Genomic DNA, 17,844 nt, shown 5'->3' with positions numbered 1-17,844 from the left:
GCAGCGAAGGTCTCGTCGGCGGTGTCAGGGTCGACCGTGTTGAGTTCTGCCGCCATTGCGGCACTGGGGAGTCGCAACGACCGCTTCCAGCCGCATTGTGCCGGGAAGGCGACCGGCCAGTCTTGGCCGAATTCAGCCGTTCACTATTGCCATTCGAGCGGGCCTGCGCGAGGGCGTCGAGGTCGCAATTTAGCCGCTAAATTCCAAACTTAAGGGGACAAACCCCAGAGAATTCCAACCAAAGTAAAACAACGGTTTCCTAGCGCGGTGATTGATCGGCGCGCAAGTATTTGACTCCATGGGACGCGGGACTCAATCCTTCTGACAGTCGACACTTGTGATCGCAGCAGCGGTCCGTTAACCAAAACACCTCAGCGCGAACTGCATGCACAACCATCACAACCTTCTGCCCTTGTGTCTGCTCATTTGGGCGACACACTGCTTTTCGTCGACGAGCATCGAGGACATGCGTTCCAACGACGCGGTGCACGGCTTGTACGAGATCCGGGAGGAAGCGCGCAATTTCGTGGCCCAGGAGAACGCAAGAAACCCCCAGAGCGAATGGGCGGCGCTGGATCCGAATCTGAAAGTTCTCGTTCCTCGATGTGCCGTCGCCCTAAAGGCACGGTGGCATGAGATCTGGTGGTTCGACACCAGTGCCGAAAGCAAACTACTGAAACGCAGCCGCCGGGTCATCGCGGTGGAATGCACCCGGACCGCGGGCTCCGCGCAAAAATGGGACGTGCACGTCCCGGTGTTTCAACGCTCGCGCCCCTGAATCATTTTCCAGCCGTTGCCCGACGGGTCGCGAAAGCCGGCGTCCACCGTACCGAAGCGGTCCACCGGCTCCTGCGTGAACACCACCCCGGCGGCAAGCATGCGGTCGTAGGCAGCGCGGCAGTCGGCCACCGTCAGCACGAGCGGCGGCATCGCGCCTTTGGCCACGAGGGCGCGCACGGCTTGCGCGGTCGCTGCATCGAGCACCGGCGGCCCAGGCGTGACCAGGCCGAGCTGAAACGACGGCTGCTCCGGGTGCTGCACCGTGAGCCAGCGGTAGTCGCCGTTCTTCACGTCCGTATGGACGCGGAAACCGATCTTCTCCACATAAAACGCCAGCGCCTCGTCTTGATCGCGCACGTACAAACCGACGACTTCAATACCCTCTTTCATGGACTCTCCTGTTGTTGGGACTCGTTTGTACCGCCGGCCTCGAGGCGCCGCTTCTCCGAAACTGCGGTCGTGAGATCGGGCCGGCGCGCGGCGTTGGCGATGCAAACGGGTACGCGGCCGATCTCGTGCGCCGCCGGCTTGCCGCGCGCGCGGACCGCGCTCGGGCTTTCACCGGTGATGTCGCGGAAGGTGCGCCCAAAGGTGCCCAGGCTCGCCCAGCCCGTGTCGAAGGCAATGTCGGTGATGGGCAGGTCGGTGTCGCGCAGCAGCGCCATTGCGCGCTCGATGCGCCGCGTGAGCAGGTAGCGGTGCGGCGGGATGCCGAAGGCCTGCTTGAACGACCGCGCGAAGTGGGCCTCGGACACGCCACTCACCTGCGCCAGCCGCCCGACGGGCCACTCCTCGTGCGATGCGGCGTCCATGCGGTCTTTGGCGCGCAGAAGGCGGCGCAACAGGTCGGGGTCCTGGATGGCGGGGCTTGCGCTCATGCGGGCACGCGCGAGCACGTGTTTTCGATCAGACCTGCAACGGTCATGCGTCAGAAGGCTCGCTGCGTTCGCGTTTCCGAGGGTCGTTCGCCGAAGCGGGTTCGGTATTGCGCCGCAAAGTGACCCATGTGGAGAAAACCATATTTTTGCGCAACGTCGCGCACGCCGCCATGGCCCGGCACCCGCAGCTCGGCGCGCACCTTGTCCAGGCGCAGCTCGCGCAGGAACTCCATCGGGCCCAGGCCCGCATGCTGGCGAAACGCCAATTGCAGCGCACGCGCGCTGCAACCGACTTCGCGGCAGACGTCGGCCAGCGACAAGGGTTGCTCGACATGCGCCGCCATGTATTCCTGTGCCCTGCGGACCACGCGCGGCAGCAGGCTGCGCTGCGCGTCGCCCGCCAGGGCGCACGAGTGGTTGTGCCTCGCCGACATCAAAAGGCTGGCCATCAGGTACTCCTCGGCATGCTCGGCCAGGCGACCGCCGGCCTGCAGTGCGTTGCCGGCGTCGAGCGTGAGCCGCAGATAGTCGATGAAGTGCACCATGGGCGCGAGGGCGGGGTTATCGAGCGGCACGCCAAGGTCGAACACCAGCGGCTGCCTGACGGGCGCCTGGAGCAAGGCTTCGAGCCGGGAGAGCAGCGCGGAACGCGACAGCTGCACGATCAGGTGCGGGCTGTCGTCGGCCCAGCGCATCGACAGCAGCTCGGTCGGCGAAGGCAGCGAGGCAAGGCGAGGCGTCGCGTCCACATGCTGCGCGCCGCAGCGGATCTCGGCGCCGCCGCGCAACGGAATCTGCAACAGGAAGAAATCCTGCAGGTAGCCGGGGTCGATCTGCACGCCGGGGCCGTATTGCACATAGTTGAGGCTCACGTCCCGATGAAGGCGCGCGCTGTGATGGCAGGCATCGAGCTCGGTGCGGGGCCGCAGCATGACCAGCCCGTGCGGACAGAACACGCGTGCCACACTTTCGCGGGCCTCGTCCATGTCGTGGCTCTCGAAAAGCCGGTAGCGCTGCAGCGGCAGCGGTGGAGTCGTGGCGGTGTCCATGGGGCCAAGGCACCCTAGCAAAAACCATCCCCGCCCACAATTCGGACCAGCCCTCGATAAAAACCTGCGCGCCAGGGACACGGCCTTGCGTTTGCGGGATTCGCCAAGGGCCTGCTCTCCCATAACGTTCTCTTTACAGGCCAACCCGGCCTGCCTGATCAACCGAGGAGAGCAAACGTCATGTTCAAGGGACTCGAAGGCAAGAGCGCCATCGTCACCGGTGGCTCCACGCTGATCGGCGCGGGTGTGGTGCGCGCGATGCACGCGGCGGGTGTGAAGGTCGTCATCGCCGACATCGATGCCGACAACGGCCAGGTGCTGGCGGATTCGCTCGGCACCGGGGTGCACTTCGTGCGCACCGACATCACCGACGACGCGCAGGTGCAGGCTTGCGTGGCGCAGGCGGCCACGCGGCACGGCGGTGTGCACTTTCTCATCAACCTGGCGTGCTCCTACCTGGACGACGGCTTCAAGTCGCCGCGCGCCGACTGGCTCGCTTCGTTCAACGTGAACGTGGCAAGCGCAGTGGCCATGCTGCAGGCGGTGCACCCCCACATGGTCGCGGCCGGTGGCGGGGCGGTGGTCAATTTCACGAGCATCTCTTCGCGCGTGGCGCAAACCGGGCGCTGGCTCTATCCGGTGAGCAAGGCCGCCATGGCGCAGCTCACCCGCAACATGGCGATGGACCTGGCGCCGGACCGCATCCGCGTGAACAGCGTGTCGCCAGGCTGGACATGGTCGGCCGTGATGGACCGGCTCAGCGGCGGCGACCGCGCCAAGACCGACCGCGTGGCCGCGCCCTTTCATCTGCTCGGGCGCGTCGGCGATCCGGACGAGGTGGCGCAGGTGGTGCTGTTTCTCTGTTCGGACCATGCGAGCTTTGTGACCGGTTCCGATTACGCGGTGGACGGCGGCTATGCCGCCATGGGTCCCGAGCAGGCCGTGCCCGCCATTCCCAAGTTGATGGACTAGCTCCGAACGGAGCATCAAGGAGCAAGCAATGAAGCGAATCGCCATCGTCGGCGCGGGCCAGTCGGGCCTGCAACTGGGTCTCGGACTGCTCGCAGCAGGCTACGAGGTCACGATGTTCAGCAACCGCACGGGCGAGGACATCCGCCATGGCAAGGTCATGTCGAGCCAGTGCATGTTCCACACCTCGCTGCAGATCGAGCGTGACCTGGGCCTGGACCTCTGGGCGCAGGACTGCCCCACGGTGGATGGCATCGGGCTGGCGGTGCCGCACCCCGAGCAAAAGGGCGACAAGGCCATCGATTGGACCGCGCGGCTGAATTCGAGCGCGCAGTCGGTCGACCAGCGCGTGAAGATTCCCGCCTGGATGGACCTGTTCCAGAAGAAGGGCGGCGAACTGGTCTTCAAGGACGCTGGCATCGACGAACTCGAGGCCTGCACCCAAAGCCACGATCTCACGCTGGTTGCCAGCGGCAAGGGCGAGATTTCGAAGCTCTTCGAGCGCGACGCCCACAAGTCCAGCTTCGACAAACCGCAGCGTGCATTGGCGCTGACCTATGTGAAGGGAATGACGCCACGCGCGCCTTTCTCCGCGGTGTCTTTCAACCTCATTCCGGGCGTGGGCGAATACTTCGTGTTCCCGGCGCTGACCACCACGGGGCCTTGCGAGATCATGGTGTTCGAGGGCGTGCCGGGCGGCCCGATGGACTGCTGGGCGGACGTGAAGACGCCGCAAGAGCACCTCGCGCGCAGCAAGCGGATTCTCGACACCTTCGCGCCATGGGAAGCCGCGCGTTGCGGGAACATCGAGCTGACCGACGACAACGGCATCCTCGCGGGCCGCTTCGCGCCGACGGTGCGCAAACCGGTGGCCACGCTGCCTTCGGGGCGCCGCGTGCTGGGCCTGGCCGACGTGGTGGTGCTCAACGATCCGATCACCGGCCAGGGCTCCAACAACGCGGCCAAATGCGCCGATACCTATCTGAAGAGCATCCTTGCGCGCGGCAATGGCGCGGCCGATGCGGCGTGGATGCAGCAGACCTTCGACCGCTACTGGTTCGGCTACGCGCAGTGGGTCACGCAATGGACCAACATGCTGCTGACGCCGCCACCGCCCCATGTGCTCAAGCTGCTCGGCAGCGCCGGCGCCATGCCGCCGCTGGCCAGCGCCTTCGCCAACGGCTTCGACGATCCGCGCACCTTCTTTCCGTGGTTTGCGGATCCCGCGGAAGCGGACCGCTACATCGAAACCTGCGCGGCCGTCGCGTAGCAAGGAGTGAAAGCATGAAGCGACGCGTGGCCATCGTCGGCGCCGGGCAGTCCGGCATGCAACTCGCGCTCGGCCTGCAGCGCGCGCGGTACGAGGTGACGGTTTTTTCGAACCGCACAGCAAAAGAGATCTTCGAAGGACCGGTGATGTCCAGCCAGTGCATGTTCGAGACTGCACTGCAGACCGAGCGCGAACTGGAACTGGACTGGTGGGCCGACGAATGCCCCGCCGTGGAAGGCATTGGCTTCGCAGTGCGCAACCCGGAAGGCGGCAAGGCCATCGAATGGAGCGCACGGCTCGACGGGCCCGCGCAGTCGGTCGACCAGCGCCTCAAGATACCCGCCTGGATGGCCGAGTTCGAGAAGCGTGGCGGCCGGCTGGTGCTGCAGGACGTCGGGCTTGCCGCGCTGGAAGCCTGCGCGGCGGCGTATGACCTCGTGGTCGTCGCCAGTGGCAAGGGCGAGATTTCGCAACTGTTCGAGCGCGACACCGAACGCTCGCCATTCGACCAGCCCCAGCGTGCATTGGCACTCACCTATGTGAAGGGAATGAAGCCCGCCCTGCCCCATGCGCGCGTGTGCTTCAACCTGATCCCCGGAGTCGGCGAATACTTCGTGTTCCCGGCGCTGACCACCACGGGCCCCTGCGAGATCATGGTGTTCGAGGGTGTGCCGGGCGGCCCGATGGATTGCTGGGCGGACGTGAAGACGCCGCAGGAGCATCTCGCGCGCAGCAAGCGGATTCTCGACACCTTCCTGCCCTGGGAAGCAGAACGCTGCACCGACATCGAGCTGACCGACGACAACGGCATCCTCACGGGCCGCTTCGCGCCGACGGTGCGCAAACCGGTGGCCACGTTGCCTTCGGGACGCCGCGTGCTGGGCCTGGCCGACGTGGTGGTGCTCAACGATCCGATCACCGGCCAGGGCTCCAACAACGCGGCCAAGTGCGCCGACATCTACCTGAAACGGATCTTCGAACACGGCGATGCACCGTTCGACGCGGCGTGGATGCAGGCGACCTTCGACCGCTATTGGGAAGGCTATGCCCGCTGGGCCACCTGTTGGACCCACAGCCTGCTCGCACCGCCGACGCCGCACTTGCAGAAGCTGCTGCAGAGCGCGAGCCATCTGACCGCGGTTGCGAGCACCATCGCCAACGGCTTCGACGACCCGCGCGTTTTCGCACCCTGGTGGTTCGATGCCGCCGAGGCAGACCGCTTCCTGGAAACCCGGGCGCGCGAGGCGGCTTGCGACCGCTTCGACCGGCGCGACTTCCGCAAGGCGCTCGGACAGTTCACCACCGGCGTGACCGTCATCACAACCCGGTCCATCGACGGCCGCCGCGTGGGCATGACCGCCAATTCGTTCTCGTCGGTCTCGCTGGACCCGCCGCTGGTGCTATGGAGCCTGGCCCGGCAGGCGCCGAGCGTGGCCGACTTCACCGGCGCCAGCCATTTCGCGATCAACGTGCTGGCGGCCAACCAGCATCACCTGTCGCGGCAGTTCTCGACACCGCAGGCGGACAAGTTCGGCGGGGTCGAATGCTGCGAAGGCGCGGCCGGCGTGCCGCTGCTGAATGGCGTCATCGCCCGGTTCATCTGCCGCAACGTGAAGCAGTACGATGGCGGCGACCACCTGATCTTCATCGGTGAAGTCGAGCGCTACGACCGCTTCGATGGCGAGCCGCTGGTTTTTCATTCGGGCTACTACCAGGTGACGACGCGACACCCGGAATGCGTGCAATGAACGCATGGCCCGCACCCTCCCACCCTTGAACGGAGCAGTTCACATGCAGGAAAAAGCACCCGGCGCTACGCCCCGAATCCGCATCCCGGCCACCGACGGCAGCGGCAGTTTCAGCGGCTACCTTGCCGTGCCGCGCTCAGGCAGCGGCCCGGGCCTGGTGCTCGCGCAGGAGATCTTCGGTGTGAATGCAACGATGCGCGAGGTGGCCGACTACTACGCCGAGGAAGGCTACGTCGTGCTGGTGCCCGACCTGTTCTGGCGCCAGCAGCCCGACGTCGAGCTCGGCTACTCGCCGGACGACTGGCAGCGTGCATTCGCGCTGTACCAGGGCTTTGACGAGGCCCGTGGCATGGAAGACATCCAGGCTTCCATCAGCACGCTGCGCCAGCGGCCCGAAGTCCAGGACGCCAAGGTCGGCGTGCTCGGTTTCTGCCTGGGCGGCAAGCTGGCCTACCTGGCGGCGTGCCGCACCGACGCGGACGTCGCCGTCGGCTACTACGGCGTGGGCATCGATGCGGCGCTGGACGAGGCCGACAACATCCGCTGCCGGCTCGCCCTGCATGTGGCGGAGCTCGACGGCTTCTGTCCACCCGAAGCGCGCGAACGCATCGTGCAGACGCTGCGCGGCCGGCCGAACGTCGAGGTTCACGTGTACCCGGGTGTCGACCACGCCTTTGCACGCACGGGCGGCGAGCACTACCACCGCCCTTCGGCGCTCATGGCCCACGAGCGCAGCATCGCCACGCTCAAGTCGGCCATCGGCCCGCATCACGACCTGGCCGCGCTATGGGACAAGCACTGCGAATACGAGTTCAGCACGCGCAATGTCGACGACACGATGCAAACGATGGTGCCGGAGCCGTACGTCAACCACATTCCGACCATGACCGGCGGCGTGGGCTACAAGGCGCTGCACCACTTCTACACGAACCACTTCGTCAACAGCAATCCGCCCGATACCTCCCTGGTGCCGGTCTCGCGCACCGTGGGCGCCACGCAAGTGGTCGACGAGATGCTGTTCTGCTTCACGCACACCACGGAAATCCCCTGGATGCTGCCGGGCGTTCCTCCGACCGGAAAGCGGGTGGAAATTCCGTTGCTGGCGGTGGTCAAGTTCCGCGGCGACAAGCTCTACCACGAGCACATCTACTGGGACCAGGCCAGCGTCTTGGTGCAGGTGGGCCTGCTCGATCCGAAACTGCTGCCGGTGGCCGGCGTCGAGACGGCGCGCAAGCTGCTGGACGAGACGCTGCCATCGAACGGCTTGCTACAGCGATGAGAGCACGCACTATCGGCTAGGCCGCCTGGCGCAGAGACGCGCGGGCGCACGCCAGGAAAGGCTCGATCAAAGGGCTCTGCCAATCGCTGCGCCAACACACGGCGATGTCCATCTTCGCGTCGACGTTGCGCAAGGGCCTGAACACCACGCCCGGCGGCCGGCCGATACGCGCGCAGGCGGGCAAGATGGCCACGCCCCTGCCCGCCAGCACGAGCGCCAACGCCGACACCATGGTCTCCACGCGCTGCGCGATCGGCATGCTCACATCGTGTCGCCTGAGCATCGAAGCAATGATGGATTTGTCGATGTCGCCATCGGGCATGGGGAGCCCGATGAGGGGCATGCCCGATAGCCGCTCCAGCGGAATGCTGGCCATCCGGGCCAAAGGCGAATCCGCACGCACGGCCAGCATCAAGGGCTGAGTGCCGATGCGCTCGACCGCAATGCCCGCGTGGGCGATGGGCGGAATGCAGATGGCCACGGACACTTGCGAATCGGCGATGGCCGAGACGTTGTTGGCGGCATTCAGCTCCACGTACTTGATCTCCACGTCCGGCAGCTTCGCGCGAAGCGCGTTCTCCAGGCGAGGCAGCATCAGGTAGGAAAGCACGACCATGGTGCCGACCGTGAGCCGGCCCCGGCTGCCCGAGCCGATGGCGCGCGCGGCGTCGAATCCTTCATTGGCAAGCAGCAGCGCTTCCTTCGCGCGCTGGAAGAGCGCATGGCCGGCGTCGGTGATTTCCATGCCGCGCGCCGCCCTGCGAAACAGCGGTGTGCCCACCGCCGCCTCCAGGTTCTTGATGTGGACCGACAGCGGCGGCTGGGCCATGTTGAGCCGACGCGCCGCCTTTCCGACGCTGCGTTCCTCGGCGACAGCCACGAAGTAGCGGAGCGTTCTGAAGTCAGGTGCTGCCATACGCTGTGCATATGCCTTTTCAAGAAAACAGTATTGGACCTGAAGGTGCGGCGCGTCAATCATTTACACCATGAAAAAGCTTCCTCGTCTTCCAAAATCCGAGATCTGCGAAATGTCCGCTGGGACGATGCGCATGCTCGTTGCGCAGCGGAAGCTCTCGCCGGTGGAGATCGTCGAAGAAGTCTTGCGCCGCGCCGACGCGGTCCAGCCGCACCTGAACTGCTTCATCACGCTCTGCCATGAGCAGGCGATGGCAGAGGCCCGGGCCGCCGAAGCCGCGCTAATGAAGGGCGAGGCGTTGGGCCTGCTCCACGGACTGCCCTTCACGGTGAAGGACATCGTCGACACCGCGAACGTCAGGACGACGTACGGCTCGGTGCTGCATCGCGACCACGTTCCCGCGCAAGACGCGGTGGCCGTGGCGCGCATGCGCGAGGCGGGCGGCATCCTGATCGGCAAGACGACCACGTCCGAATTTGGCGCCAAGTGCCTGACCGATGCGCCTCTTTTCGGAAGCACCCGCAACGCATGGGATGCCACGCGCACCAGTGGCGGCTCGAGCGGCGGTGCGGCCTCGTCGATGGCGGCGGGTATCGCGCCCCTGGCCATTGCCACCGACGGCGGGGGCTCGACGCGCATACCGGCCGCATGCAACGGCGTCGTCGGCTTGAAGCAGAGCCTGGGCGTGGTGCCCCACAGCCAAGTGCAAGACGCCTTCGGCAACTACACCTATGTGACGCCCACCACGCGCAACGTGGCCGACACGGCGCTCATGCTGCAGGCCATGACGGGTGCCCATGGGTCCGACCCGTGGTCGCTGGGCGTGCCGGCGCAGCGCTACTTCGACACGCTGCAGCCCGCCGGCGATCTTCGTGGCAAACGGATTCTCTACTCCGCAAGGCTCGAGGGGCGACCGATCTCCGCCGACGTTGCTGCGGCCTTCGAAGCCGCGCTTGCCACATTGCGTTCGATGGGCGCGGAACTCGAGTTGATGTCGGGCGAGGGCTTTGACGTCGAGCCGGTGTGGCGGGTCATCAACCACACCAGCTGGCGCGGCCGCTTCGCGCCACTGGCCGAAGCACATGCCAGCGAGTTGAGCCCGTCGCTGCTGCAGCAGCTCGCGCTCGCAGAGCACGTCGACGGGGTCGCCTTCCAGCAGGCCATGTTTGCCAGGACCGCGCTCTTTCGCAAGGTCCAGGCTCAGTTGGAGACCCACGACTTCATCTTCACGCCCACTCTGTCGCGCACCGCCCTGCCAATCGACCAGAACCTGTTCGGCAGCATCGAGATCGATGGCGAAGCGTATGCCGAGGTGCGGCCGAACTGGTTCCCGTGGACGATGCCCTTCAACCTCACGGGCCATCCCGCCATCAGCCTGCCATGCGGTGCCGGCCGCGACGGCCTGCCCATCGGCATGCAACTGGTCGGCCGCTTTCGCGAGGACCAGCAGCTGCTGCAGGCCGCGGCATCTTTCGAAGCCGCGCACTGGCCAGCCAACGCGCTGCCCGCCCTCGCCTTCTGAGTCCGTTCCTCTCCCTTTCCGTTCTCAACTTTGAAGGTACCTCCACCATGGCCTCGTTCCTCAAGACACTTTTTCTCGGTGCGTCGATCGCCTTGATCGGCGCGGCTGCGCAGGCCGACAACAACGCGCCCATCCGGCTGATCATCGGCGTTCCGCCGGGTGGCGCCCTCGACAGTCTGGCGCGCTCGCTGGCCGAGGATTTGCGCACCACGCTCAAGGAACCCGTGCTGGTGGAGAGCCGGCCCGGCGCCTCGACTCGGATTTCCATCGAGGCGGTCAAGACCGCACGGCCCGATGGCCGCACGATCCTGATGGGCGCCACACCGCCTTTCGTCCTTTTTCCGATGACCTATGCGCGGCTGAACTATGACGTCGACAAGGATTTCATACCTGTCGCGCACCTGGCGAATGTGCCCTGCGTCGTTTCCGCCGGCGCAGATCAGCCGTTCAAGACGATTCCCGAGTACGTGGCCTGGATCAAGAAGAATCCTGCCAACGCCAGCGTGGGACTGACCAACCTCGGAGGCGGGCTGCACTTCAGCGTGCTGCAGTTGTCCAAGGCCGTCGGTGTACCGCTCACGCCGGTCACTTACAAAGGGGGTGCGCCGCTCGCGACAGACATCATCGGAAACCATGTGCCGATGGGCACCGACGCGCTGGCCAGCCAGCTCGAACTCCACCGCGCGGGCAAGTTGCGGATATTGGGCGTTGCAGGCACCAAGCGCTTGAGTTGGCTGCCCGACGTTCCGACGATCAAGGAGTCGGGCTATGACGCCTTCGACCGCGCCAATGCTTCCTATGCCGCATTCGTGCCGGCGGGGACGCCGAAGGAGGTGGTCGCGAAGCTGGAGACGGCCCTTCTTGCCGCAATGCGCAATCCGCAAGTGCGCGGACAAGTCGATCGCATGGGCCTCGAGCCGACCGGGCTGCCGGGCGCGGAACTGAAGCGCATCATGGCCGAGGATCGGGTGTACTGGCGACCCATCGTCCAGGCGTCGGGGTTCAAGAGCGAAGACTGAATCGATGATGGCCGACGAAGCGGACAAGGTCGGCTGGGCGGTGCTGGTCGCCGCCAGTGCGGGCGCGCTGCTGTGCTTTCTCAATCTCAGCGCACTCAACGTCGCGCTGCCTGCCGTGGCGCACAGCTTGCGCGCTTCGCCGACGCAGGCGAGCTGGATTTTGCTGTCGTACATGCTGGTCAGCACGGTTTGCATCCTGAGCTTTGGACGGCTGGCCGACCTGTGGGGACGGCGCCGGCTCTTCCTCGCGGGACTGTCGCTCTTCGTGGCCGCCTGCGCGGCATGCGCCCTGGCGCCGACTGCGGAGCTGATGCTGGCCAGCCGCATCGGCCAGGCGATCGGCGCGGCCGGCGTCATGGCCAACGCCAGCGCCTTGGTGGGCGATGCGTTCGGCCGCCGCAAGATGGGACTGGCACTTGGCGTCCTCGCCATGGTCGCGGCCCTGGCCCAGGTCGTGGGCCCGCTGGCCGGCGGCTTCGTCGTGTCGTGGTGGGGCTGGCGCGCGCTCTTCATGCTCAACGTGCCTGCAGGGCTTTGCGTGCTGGCGTGGTCGTGGAAGGTGCTGCCCCAAAGTGAGGCCGCCCCACCCGAGCGATTCGACCTGGCAGGCGCGGCGCTGTCCCTCATTGGCATCGGATGCGTGACCTATGCACTCTCGATGGCGGGCACCCGCGGATGGACGAGCACGCCCGTGTGGACGTTCATACTCGCCGGGCTTTGCGCCATCGGGCTTTTCTCCGGCCTTCAGATGCGCGTGGCCAGTCCGTTGGTCGACCCGACTCTGTTCGGCGACCCGGGGCGCCGTACCGCCTACGCCGGCATCCTGCTCCTGTCGATGACGCAGGCTGCGCCCCTGCTGCTCGTGGCCCTGTATCTCCAGGCTTGCGCGGGCCTGCAGCCCTCAGAGGCGGGCCTGCGCATCGCACCGGTCGCATTCGGCATGCTGATGGCCGCACCCGTGGCGGGCATCCTGCTTCGGCGCTTCAGGCCCGAATCCATCTGCGTGGGCGGCATGCTGCTCGCGGCATGCGCATTGGCGCTGCTGGCTGCACTGCTGCAGCCCACGATCGGCGCCGTGCAGCTGTCGATGTGCCTCTGGGTGCTGGGCCTGGGCATCGGGAGTTTCGTGACGCCGAACAATGCATCGATCCTCCAGAGCGTGATGCCCCAGCGCCGGGGCATTGCCAACGGCGTCCGGTCGACGCTGCAGAACACCGGCATCATGGTGGGAACCGCGCTCGCGCTGAGCGTGGCGTTGGCAGGGCTGCCTTCCAGCGCGCACCGCAAGATCCTTGGAAATGTCGGCGGGCCGGCGCTTTCAAGTGCGGACGAGGCCACCTTCACCCAAGGCGCCAGTTCCGCGCTCGCCGTGCTTGCGGTCCTTTGCCTGGCCGGCGCTGCCCTGATTGCGAACACCCGCCGCCGAGCCCCGGCGGCCGCAGCGGCATGACCTCGGCAGCTCACGCCACCGGCGGCAGGCGATCGAGCAGCTTGTCGAGCGTGATCGGATAGTTGCGCACCCGCACGCCGGTCGCGTTGTAAACCGCGTTGGCCACGGCGGCCGCGACGCCGCACATGCCGAGTTCGCCCACGCCCTTGGCCTTCATCGGCGAAGAGATCGGGTCCGTCTCGTCCAGGAAGATCACCTCCTGGTGCGGGATGTCGGCGTGCACCGGCACCTCATAGCCCGCGAGGTCGTGGTTGACGAAGAAGCCGTGCCGCTTGTCGAGCGCCAGCTCTTCCATCAGCGCCCCTCCGACGCCCATCGTCATCGCGCCGATCACCTGGCTGCGGGCCGACTTGGGATTGAGGATGCGGCCCGCGGCGCACACCGCGAGCATGCGGCGCACGCGTATCTCGCCGGTGGCGGCGTCGACGCCGACCTCCACAAAGTGCGCGCCGAAGGTGGACTGCTGGTACTTCTTGTCGAGGTCGCCGTACTCGATGCCGTCCTCGGCCACCAATCCGTTCGCGCCCGCGGCCTCGGCAAGCGGCACCACGCGCTCCCCGCCGCGCACCATGCCGTCCGAGAATTCGGCTTCCGATACTGCGAAGCCCAGCTTGCGCGCCACGGCTTCGCGCAGCTTCATGCAGGCAGCATAGACGCCCGACGTCGAGTTGTTGGCGCCCCACTGTCCGCCCGAGCCGGCCGAAACGGGATACGCCGAATCGCCCAGGCGCACGAGCACCTTGTCAAGCGGCAGCCCCATCGTCTCGGCCGCTGTCTGCGCAATGATGGTGTACGAGCCGGTGCCGATATCGGTCATGTCGGTTTCCACCGTGACCATGCCCCGGTTGTCCAGGCGCACGCGCGCGGCTGACTTCGCCAACAGGTTGTTGCGGAACGCGGCGGCCATGCCCATGCCCACGAGCCAGCGTCCGTCGCGCTGCCGGCCCGGTGCCGCGTTGCGCTTGCTCCAGCCGAAGCGCTCGGCGCCGGTGCGCAGGCATTCGATCAGCTTGCGCTGCGAATAAGGCCGCTCCGGCTTCTCGGGATCGACCTGCGTGTCGTTGATCACACGAAACTCGACCGGGTCGATGCCGAGCTTCTCCGCCATTTCGTCCATGGCGATCTCCAGCGCCATCATGCCCGGCGCCTCGCCGGGCGCGCGCATGGCGTTGCCCTCGGGCAGGTCGAGCACGGCGAGCCGCGTGGTCGTCAGCCGGTTGGCGCCGGCATACAGCAGCCGGGTCTGGTTGACCGCCGTCTCCGCCTGTCCGCCTGGCAGATCACCGGACCAGCCCTCGTGGGCGATGGCGGCGATCTTGCCGTCCCTTGCGGCACCGATGCGGATGCGCTGGATGGTCGCGGGCCGGTGCGTGGTGTTGTTCATCATCAAGGGCCGCTGGAGTGCCACCTTCACGGGCCGCTTGGCCGCCCTCGCACCCAGCGCGGCAAGCACCGCATCCGCGCGCACGAACAGCTTGCCGCCAAAGCCGCCGCCGATGAAGGGCGAGACCAAGCGGACATTGGCCTTGGGAATGCCCAGCGTCTTGGCCACGTCGCCAACGCCCCAGGCAATCATCTGGTTCGATGTCCAGATGGTGAGCTTGTCGCCCTTCCATTGCGCAATCGACGCATGCGGTTCCATCATCGCGTGCGACTCGTCGGGCGTGGTGTAGGTCGCATCGATCTGTACAGGGGCCGCCGCGAACGCGCCGGGAAAATCGCCCGTTTTTGTTTCCGGTTCGCCAGAAAACGGATTGGGCTTGGGCAGCTGCGCCGCATCTTTTTCGGCGGCCAGGTCGAAGCGGCCCGGTGCGCGCGTGTACGCGATGTGCACCAGCTGCGCCGCGGCGCGCGCCTGCTCGAAGGTCTGGGCGACGACGATCGCGACCGCCTGGTGGTAGTGGTCGATCTCGGGCCCGCCCAGCAGCTTGGCGGTATTGAAGTCGCCCTTGGCGAGCTTGCCGGCATTGCGCGCAGTGACGATGGCCAGCACGCCCGGCGCCGCACGCGCGGCCTTCAGGTCCATCGAGGCGATACGGCCCTTGGCAATGCCGGCGCCCACCACATAGCCGTATGCGGCGTTGGGCACCTCGGTGTTGCGTTCATAGGCGTAGCGTGCGGTGCCGGTGGTCTTCAGCGGCCCGTCGATCCGGTCTGTGGGCTTGCCGATGATCTTGAGCTGGTCGATGGGATTGGTGGTGGCGGGTGTGTCGAATTTCATGATGTTCAGCTCCTCGCTTGCACCAGGGCCGCGGCCAGCGCCCGCTCGGCCAATGGCAATTTGAATGCGTTCTCGTGCGTGGGCTGCGCGCCGGCCAGCAACTGCGCGGTCACGGCCTTCGCACCCTGCGGCATCGCGGCCTCCGCAGCCTCGACACGCCACGGCCTGTGCGCCACGCCACCGAGTGCCACGCGGCCCGAGCCATCCCGCTGCACGATCGCGGCAACGGATACCAGAGCGAACGCATACGAGGCACGGTCTCGTACCTTGCGGTAGATCTGCGTGCCGCCGATGGGCCTTGGCAGCGTGACGCTGGTGATCAGCTCATCCCGCTCCAGCGCCGTCTCGATGTGCGGCGTATCGCCCGGCAGGCGATGGAAGTCGGCGATCGGGATCACGCGCGTGCGGCCGTCGGGGCGCACCGTCTCCACTGCCGCGTCGAGCACGCGCATCGCCACCGCCATGTCGCTCGGATGCGTCGCAATGCAGGCCTTGCTCGTGCCGATCACCGCATGCTGGCGGGTGACACCGCCGATGGCACTGCAGCCGCTGCCGGGCTGGCGCTTGTTGCACGGCTGGTCGGTGTCATAGAAGTAGGGGCAGCGCGTGCGCTGCAGCAGGTTGCCCGCCGTCGTCGCCTTGTTGCGCAACTGGCCCGAAGCGCCGGCCAGCAGCGCACGCGAGAGCACGCCGTAGTCGCGGCGCACGCGCTCATCAGCCGCCAGATCGGCGTTGCGCACCATGGCGCCGATGCGCAAGCCGCCTTCGGACGTGGGTTCGATCTTGTCCAGCGCCAGGCCGTTCACGTCGACCAGATGCGTGGGTGCTTCGATCTGCAGCTTCATGAGGTCCAGCAGGTTGGTGCCGCCCGCAATGAACTTGGCACCAGGGCTCTGCGCGACAGCCGCTGCGGCCTGCGCAGGAGACTGCGCGCGCTCATAGGTGAACGGCTTCATGTCCGGCTCCCCGCCACCTCGGTGATGGCATCGACGATGTTGGAATAAGCGCCGCAGCGGCAGATGTTGCCGCTCATGCGCTCGCGCAGTTCGTCGGCCGACAGCAGCGGCCGCACCGTGAGATCAGCACTCACGTGGCTCGGTACCCCGCGCTTGATTTCATCGAGCACGGCCACCGCCGAGCAGATCTGCCCAGGTGTGCAGTAGCCGCACTGATAACCGTCGTGCTTGACGAAGGCAGCCTGCAGCGGATGCATGTTCTGCGGCGTGCCGAGCCCTTCGATGGTGGTGATCTGCCCGCCGTCGTGCATGACGGCGAGCGACAGGCAGGCGTTGATCCGCCGCCCATCCGCAATGACCGTGCAGGCGCCGCATTGGCCGTGGTCGCAGCCCTTCTTGGTGCCGCCGAGGTGCAGGTGCTCGCGCAGCGCATCGAGCAAGGTCGTTCGCGTGTCGAGGTCGAGCGAGTGAGCCTGGCCGTTCACGTTCAGCGTGAGCTTTGCGCGCGGTATCGCCGATGCCGATGCAGAAGGCGCAGCCTGCGTGGCCATGGCGGGCGCGGAAGATGAAACCGCCGCGGCCGTAGCAGCACCGACGATGAGGGCATCGCGCCGCGAGATCAAGGGGGTTGTGGGACTGTCCATGTCAGCTCCTGTTGTTCGAAGTTCGGGCGAGTCGTGGGGAGGGCAAGCGCCGCGTAAAAGCGGGCACCCTGTCCACCATTTTTCTAGAGCTGCCCGCCGATTGGTAGAGCATTCCGCTCGTTTTCTTGCCCAATCCGCTGAGCTCGCGAGGTCTTGTGGACCTAAGTTCTCACGCGAGATTCGGCAGCCCTGGCTCGTGTGCGTCGATGCCCCTGGCTCCGCCGCGCAGCACGCCGATGTCCCGCTTGGGCGGGGCGCCGAACAAGCGGCTGTATTCGCGGCTGAACTGGGAGGGGCTTTCGTAGCCGACCCTGAAGGCCGCACTGGCCGCATCGAGGTGCTCGTTCAGCATCAGTCGCTTGGCCTCGTTCAATCGCAGCCACTTCTGGTACTGCAGCGGGCTCATCGCAGTGAGCTGCCGAAAGTGGTGATGGAAGGTCGGCGTGCTCATCTGCACGCGCACCGCGAGTTCATCGACGCGAAGCGGCAAGGCGTAGTTCAGCGTAAGCCAGTCGATGGCTCTTGCAATCCGATGGCCTTGTCCGTCCACGGAGGCGATCTGCCGCAGCTTGCCCGCCTGGTCGCTCCCAAGCAGCCGGTAGTGGATTTCGCGGTGGATCATCGGCGCGAGAACGGGAATAGCTTCGGGCTCGTCCAGCAACTCCACGAGGCGCGCGATCGGCGCCAGCAGCGCCGGCGTTGCCGTGCCGATACCCACGCCCGCGCCCCCGGAGCGATCGCGGTGCGACGGCAGACCGCCCTGCGCGATCAGCTCGGCCACCACGCGCACGTCGAGCTTCAGCACCAGGCCGAGGCAAGGCTGCTGCGGGCTTGCCATCCTCACCTCCGAATTGGCGGGCAGGTTCAGCGAGGTGACGAGGAATTGCGAGGTGTCGTAGGGATACGCCTCGCCGCCGATCCAAATCTGCTTTGCGCCCTGCGCCACGAGAACGATGCTCGGCTCGATCATGCAGGCGGCCGGCGGCGCGGGAGATTCGCGCCGGAAGAAGGCAAGCCCGGCAATCGGCGTTGGGAAGTCACCCACTCCCGGGGTGCGCGAGCCGATGATGCGCGCCATTGCTTCCTGCAGCGCTTTGCACTGCGCGGCCGCGTCGGGTTGTATGGATGCCATGTTGCTCGGAG

General features: G+C 66.5%; 16 protein-coding genes and 1 pseudogene. 9 read left to right on the top strand and 8 right to left on the bottom strand.

Going from position 1 to position 17,844, the window contains the following annotated elements; genetic code table 11:
• The first annotated feature begins 466 nt into the window (after positions 1 to 466).
• Positions 467 to 778 carry a hypothetical protein gene (locus J2X92_RS04735; protein WP_307573781.1) on the top strand — a complete coding sequence of 104 codons (312 nt, stop codon included), beginning with the start codon at positions 467 to 469 and terminating at the stop codon, positions 776 to 778.
• Here the strand turns inward: J2X92_RS04735 and J2X92_RS04730 are convergent.
• From J2X92_RS04730 to J2X92_RS04720, 3 genes are read right to left on the bottom strand one after another with little or no spacing between them, the layout of a single operon-like run.
• On the bottom strand, positions 760 to 1,170 hold the full coding sequence (locus tag J2X92_RS04730; protein ID WP_307573779.1) for a VOC family protein: 411 nt from the start codon (positions 1,168 to 1,170) through the stop codon (positions 760 to 762). The two genes, J2X92_RS04735 and J2X92_RS04730, sit on opposite strands and share 19 nt — an antisense overlap.
• Positions 1,167 to 1,658 (bottom strand): helix-turn-helix transcriptional regulator, encoded by a 492-nt coding sequence (locus J2X92_RS04725; protein ID WP_307573777.1) that lies wholly within the window; start codon positions 1,656 to 1,658, stop codon positions 1,167 to 1,169. Before J2X92_RS04725 ends, J2X92_RS04730 begins: the two co-directional genes overlap by 4 nt.
• 50 nt (positions 1,659 to 1,708) lie before the next feature.
• Positions 1,709 to 2,707 (bottom strand): AraC family transcriptional regulator, encoded by a 999-nt coding sequence (locus J2X92_RS04720; protein ID WP_307573775.1) that lies wholly within the window; start codon positions 2,705 to 2,707, stop codon positions 1,709 to 1,711.
• Positions 2,708 to 2,887: 180 nt separating this feature from the next.
• On the opposite strand from J2X92_RS04720, the gene J2X92_RS04715 reads away from it, so the two are divergent.
• From J2X92_RS04715 to J2X92_RS04695, 5 genes and pseudogenes are all read left to right on the top strand, one after another.
• Entirely contained in the window at positions 2,888 to 3,679 is a 792-nt protein-coding gene (locus J2X92_RS04715; protein WP_307573773.1) for an SDR family oxidoreductase, read from the top strand.
• 28 nt (positions 3,680 to 3,707) lie between these two features.
• Complete coding sequence (locus J2X92_RS04710; RefSeq protein WP_307573770.1) at positions 3,708 to 4,946, top strand: styrene monooxygenase/indole monooxygenase family protein; 1,239 nt, start codon at positions 3,708 to 3,710, stop codon at positions 4,944 to 4,946.
• A 14-nt stretch (positions 4,947 to 4,960) separates the two neighbouring features.
• Positions 4,961 to 6,196, top strand: a pseudogene (locus J2X92_RS04705) (styrene monooxygenase/indole monooxygenase family protein); the annotation flags it as partial.
• Positions 6,170 to 6,694: a flavin reductase family protein gene (locus J2X92_RS04700; protein WP_307573860.1), complete on the top strand. Its 525-nt coding sequence runs from the start codon at positions 6,170 to 6,172 to the stop codon at positions 6,692 to 6,694. The pseudogene J2X92_RS04705 and the gene J2X92_RS04700, both read left to right, overlap by 27 nt.
• 43 nt (positions 6,695 to 6,737) lie before the next feature.
• On the top strand, positions 6,738 to 7,973 hold the full coding sequence (locus tag J2X92_RS04695) for a dienelactone hydrolase family protein (RefSeq protein WP_307573769.1): 1,236 nt from the start codon (positions 6,738 to 6,740) through the stop codon (positions 7,971 to 7,973).
• A 16-nt stretch (positions 7,974 to 7,989) separates the two neighbouring features.
• Here the strand turns inward: J2X92_RS04695 and J2X92_RS04690 are convergent, their stop codons facing one another.
• The gene (locus tag J2X92_RS04690; RefSeq protein WP_307573766.1) at positions 7,990 to 8,889 is read right to left on the bottom strand and encodes a LysR family transcriptional regulator; all 900 of its coding nucleotides are present in this window, start codon (positions 8,887 to 8,889) and stop codon (positions 7,990 to 7,992) included.
• 127 nt (positions 8,890 to 9,016) lie between these two features.
• Between J2X92_RS04690 and J2X92_RS04685 the strand changes: the two genes are divergently transcribed.
• Genes J2X92_RS04685 through J2X92_RS04675 form a run of 3 tightly spaced genes read left to right on the top strand, consistent with a single transcriptional unit; the run spans position 9,017 to position 12,880 of the window.
• Positions 9,017 to 10,411 carry an amidase gene (locus tag J2X92_RS04685; protein WP_307573765.1) on the top strand — a complete coding sequence of 465 codons (1,395 nt, stop codon included), beginning with the start codon at positions 9,017 to 9,019 and terminating at the stop codon, positions 10,409 to 10,411.
• Positions 10,412 to 10,458: 47 nt separating this feature from the next.
• A complete protein-coding gene (locus J2X92_RS04680; RefSeq protein ID WP_307573763.1) occupies positions 10,459 to 11,430 on the top strand; it encodes a tripartite tricarboxylate transporter substrate-binding protein in 972 nt (323 codons plus the stop codon).
• A gap of 4 nt (positions 11,431 to 11,434) precedes the next feature.
• Positions 11,435 to 12,880 carry an MFS transporter gene (locus J2X92_RS04675; protein ID WP_307573761.1) on the top strand — a complete coding sequence of 482 codons (1,446 nt, stop codon included), beginning with the start codon at positions 11,435 to 11,437 and terminating at the stop codon, positions 12,878 to 12,880.
• Between the two features lie 10 nt (positions 12,881 to 12,890).
• On the opposite strand, the gene paoC is transcribed toward J2X92_RS04675, so the two are convergent.
• The 4 genes from paoC to J2X92_RS04655 all read right to left on the bottom strand — a co-directional run bounded on the left by paoC (position 12,891) and on the right by J2X92_RS04655 (position 17,833).
• Positions 12,891 to 15,101 (bottom strand): aldehyde oxidoreductase molybdenum-binding subunit PaoC, encoded by a 2,211-nt coding sequence (paoC, locus tag J2X92_RS04670; RefSeq protein ID WP_307573760.1) that lies wholly within the window; start codon positions 15,099 to 15,101, stop codon positions 12,891 to 12,893.
• A gap of 5 nt (positions 15,102 to 15,106) precedes the next feature.
• A complete protein-coding gene (locus tag J2X92_RS04665; RefSeq protein WP_307573758.1) occupies positions 15,107 to 16,057 on the bottom strand; it encodes an FAD binding domain-containing protein in 951 nt (316 codons plus the stop codon).
• The gene (paoA, locus tag J2X92_RS04660) at positions 16,054 to 16,701 is read right to left on the bottom strand and encodes an aldehyde dehydrogenase iron-sulfur subunit PaoA (protein ID WP_307573756.1); all 648 of its coding nucleotides are present in this window, start codon (positions 16,699 to 16,701) and stop codon (positions 16,054 to 16,056) included. Before paoA ends, J2X92_RS04665 begins: the two co-directional genes overlap by 4 nt.
• 169 nt (positions 16,702 to 16,870) lie before the next feature.
• Positions 16,871 to 17,833, bottom strand: a complete 963-nt coding sequence (locus J2X92_RS04655) for an AraC family transcriptional regulator (RefSeq protein WP_307573755.1) — start codon at positions 17,831 to 17,833, stop codon at positions 16,871 to 16,873.
• Between the last annotated feature and the right edge of the window lie 11 nt (positions 17,834 to 17,844).

The sequence above is a fragment of the Variovorax paradoxus genome (assembly GCF_030811855.1).
GTDB classification, from domain to species: domain Bacteria; phylum Pseudomonadota; class Gammaproteobacteria; order Burkholderiales; family Burkholderiaceae_C; genus Variovorax; species Variovorax paradoxus_L.
This window is presented reverse-complemented; position numbering and strand designations above follow the sequence as displayed.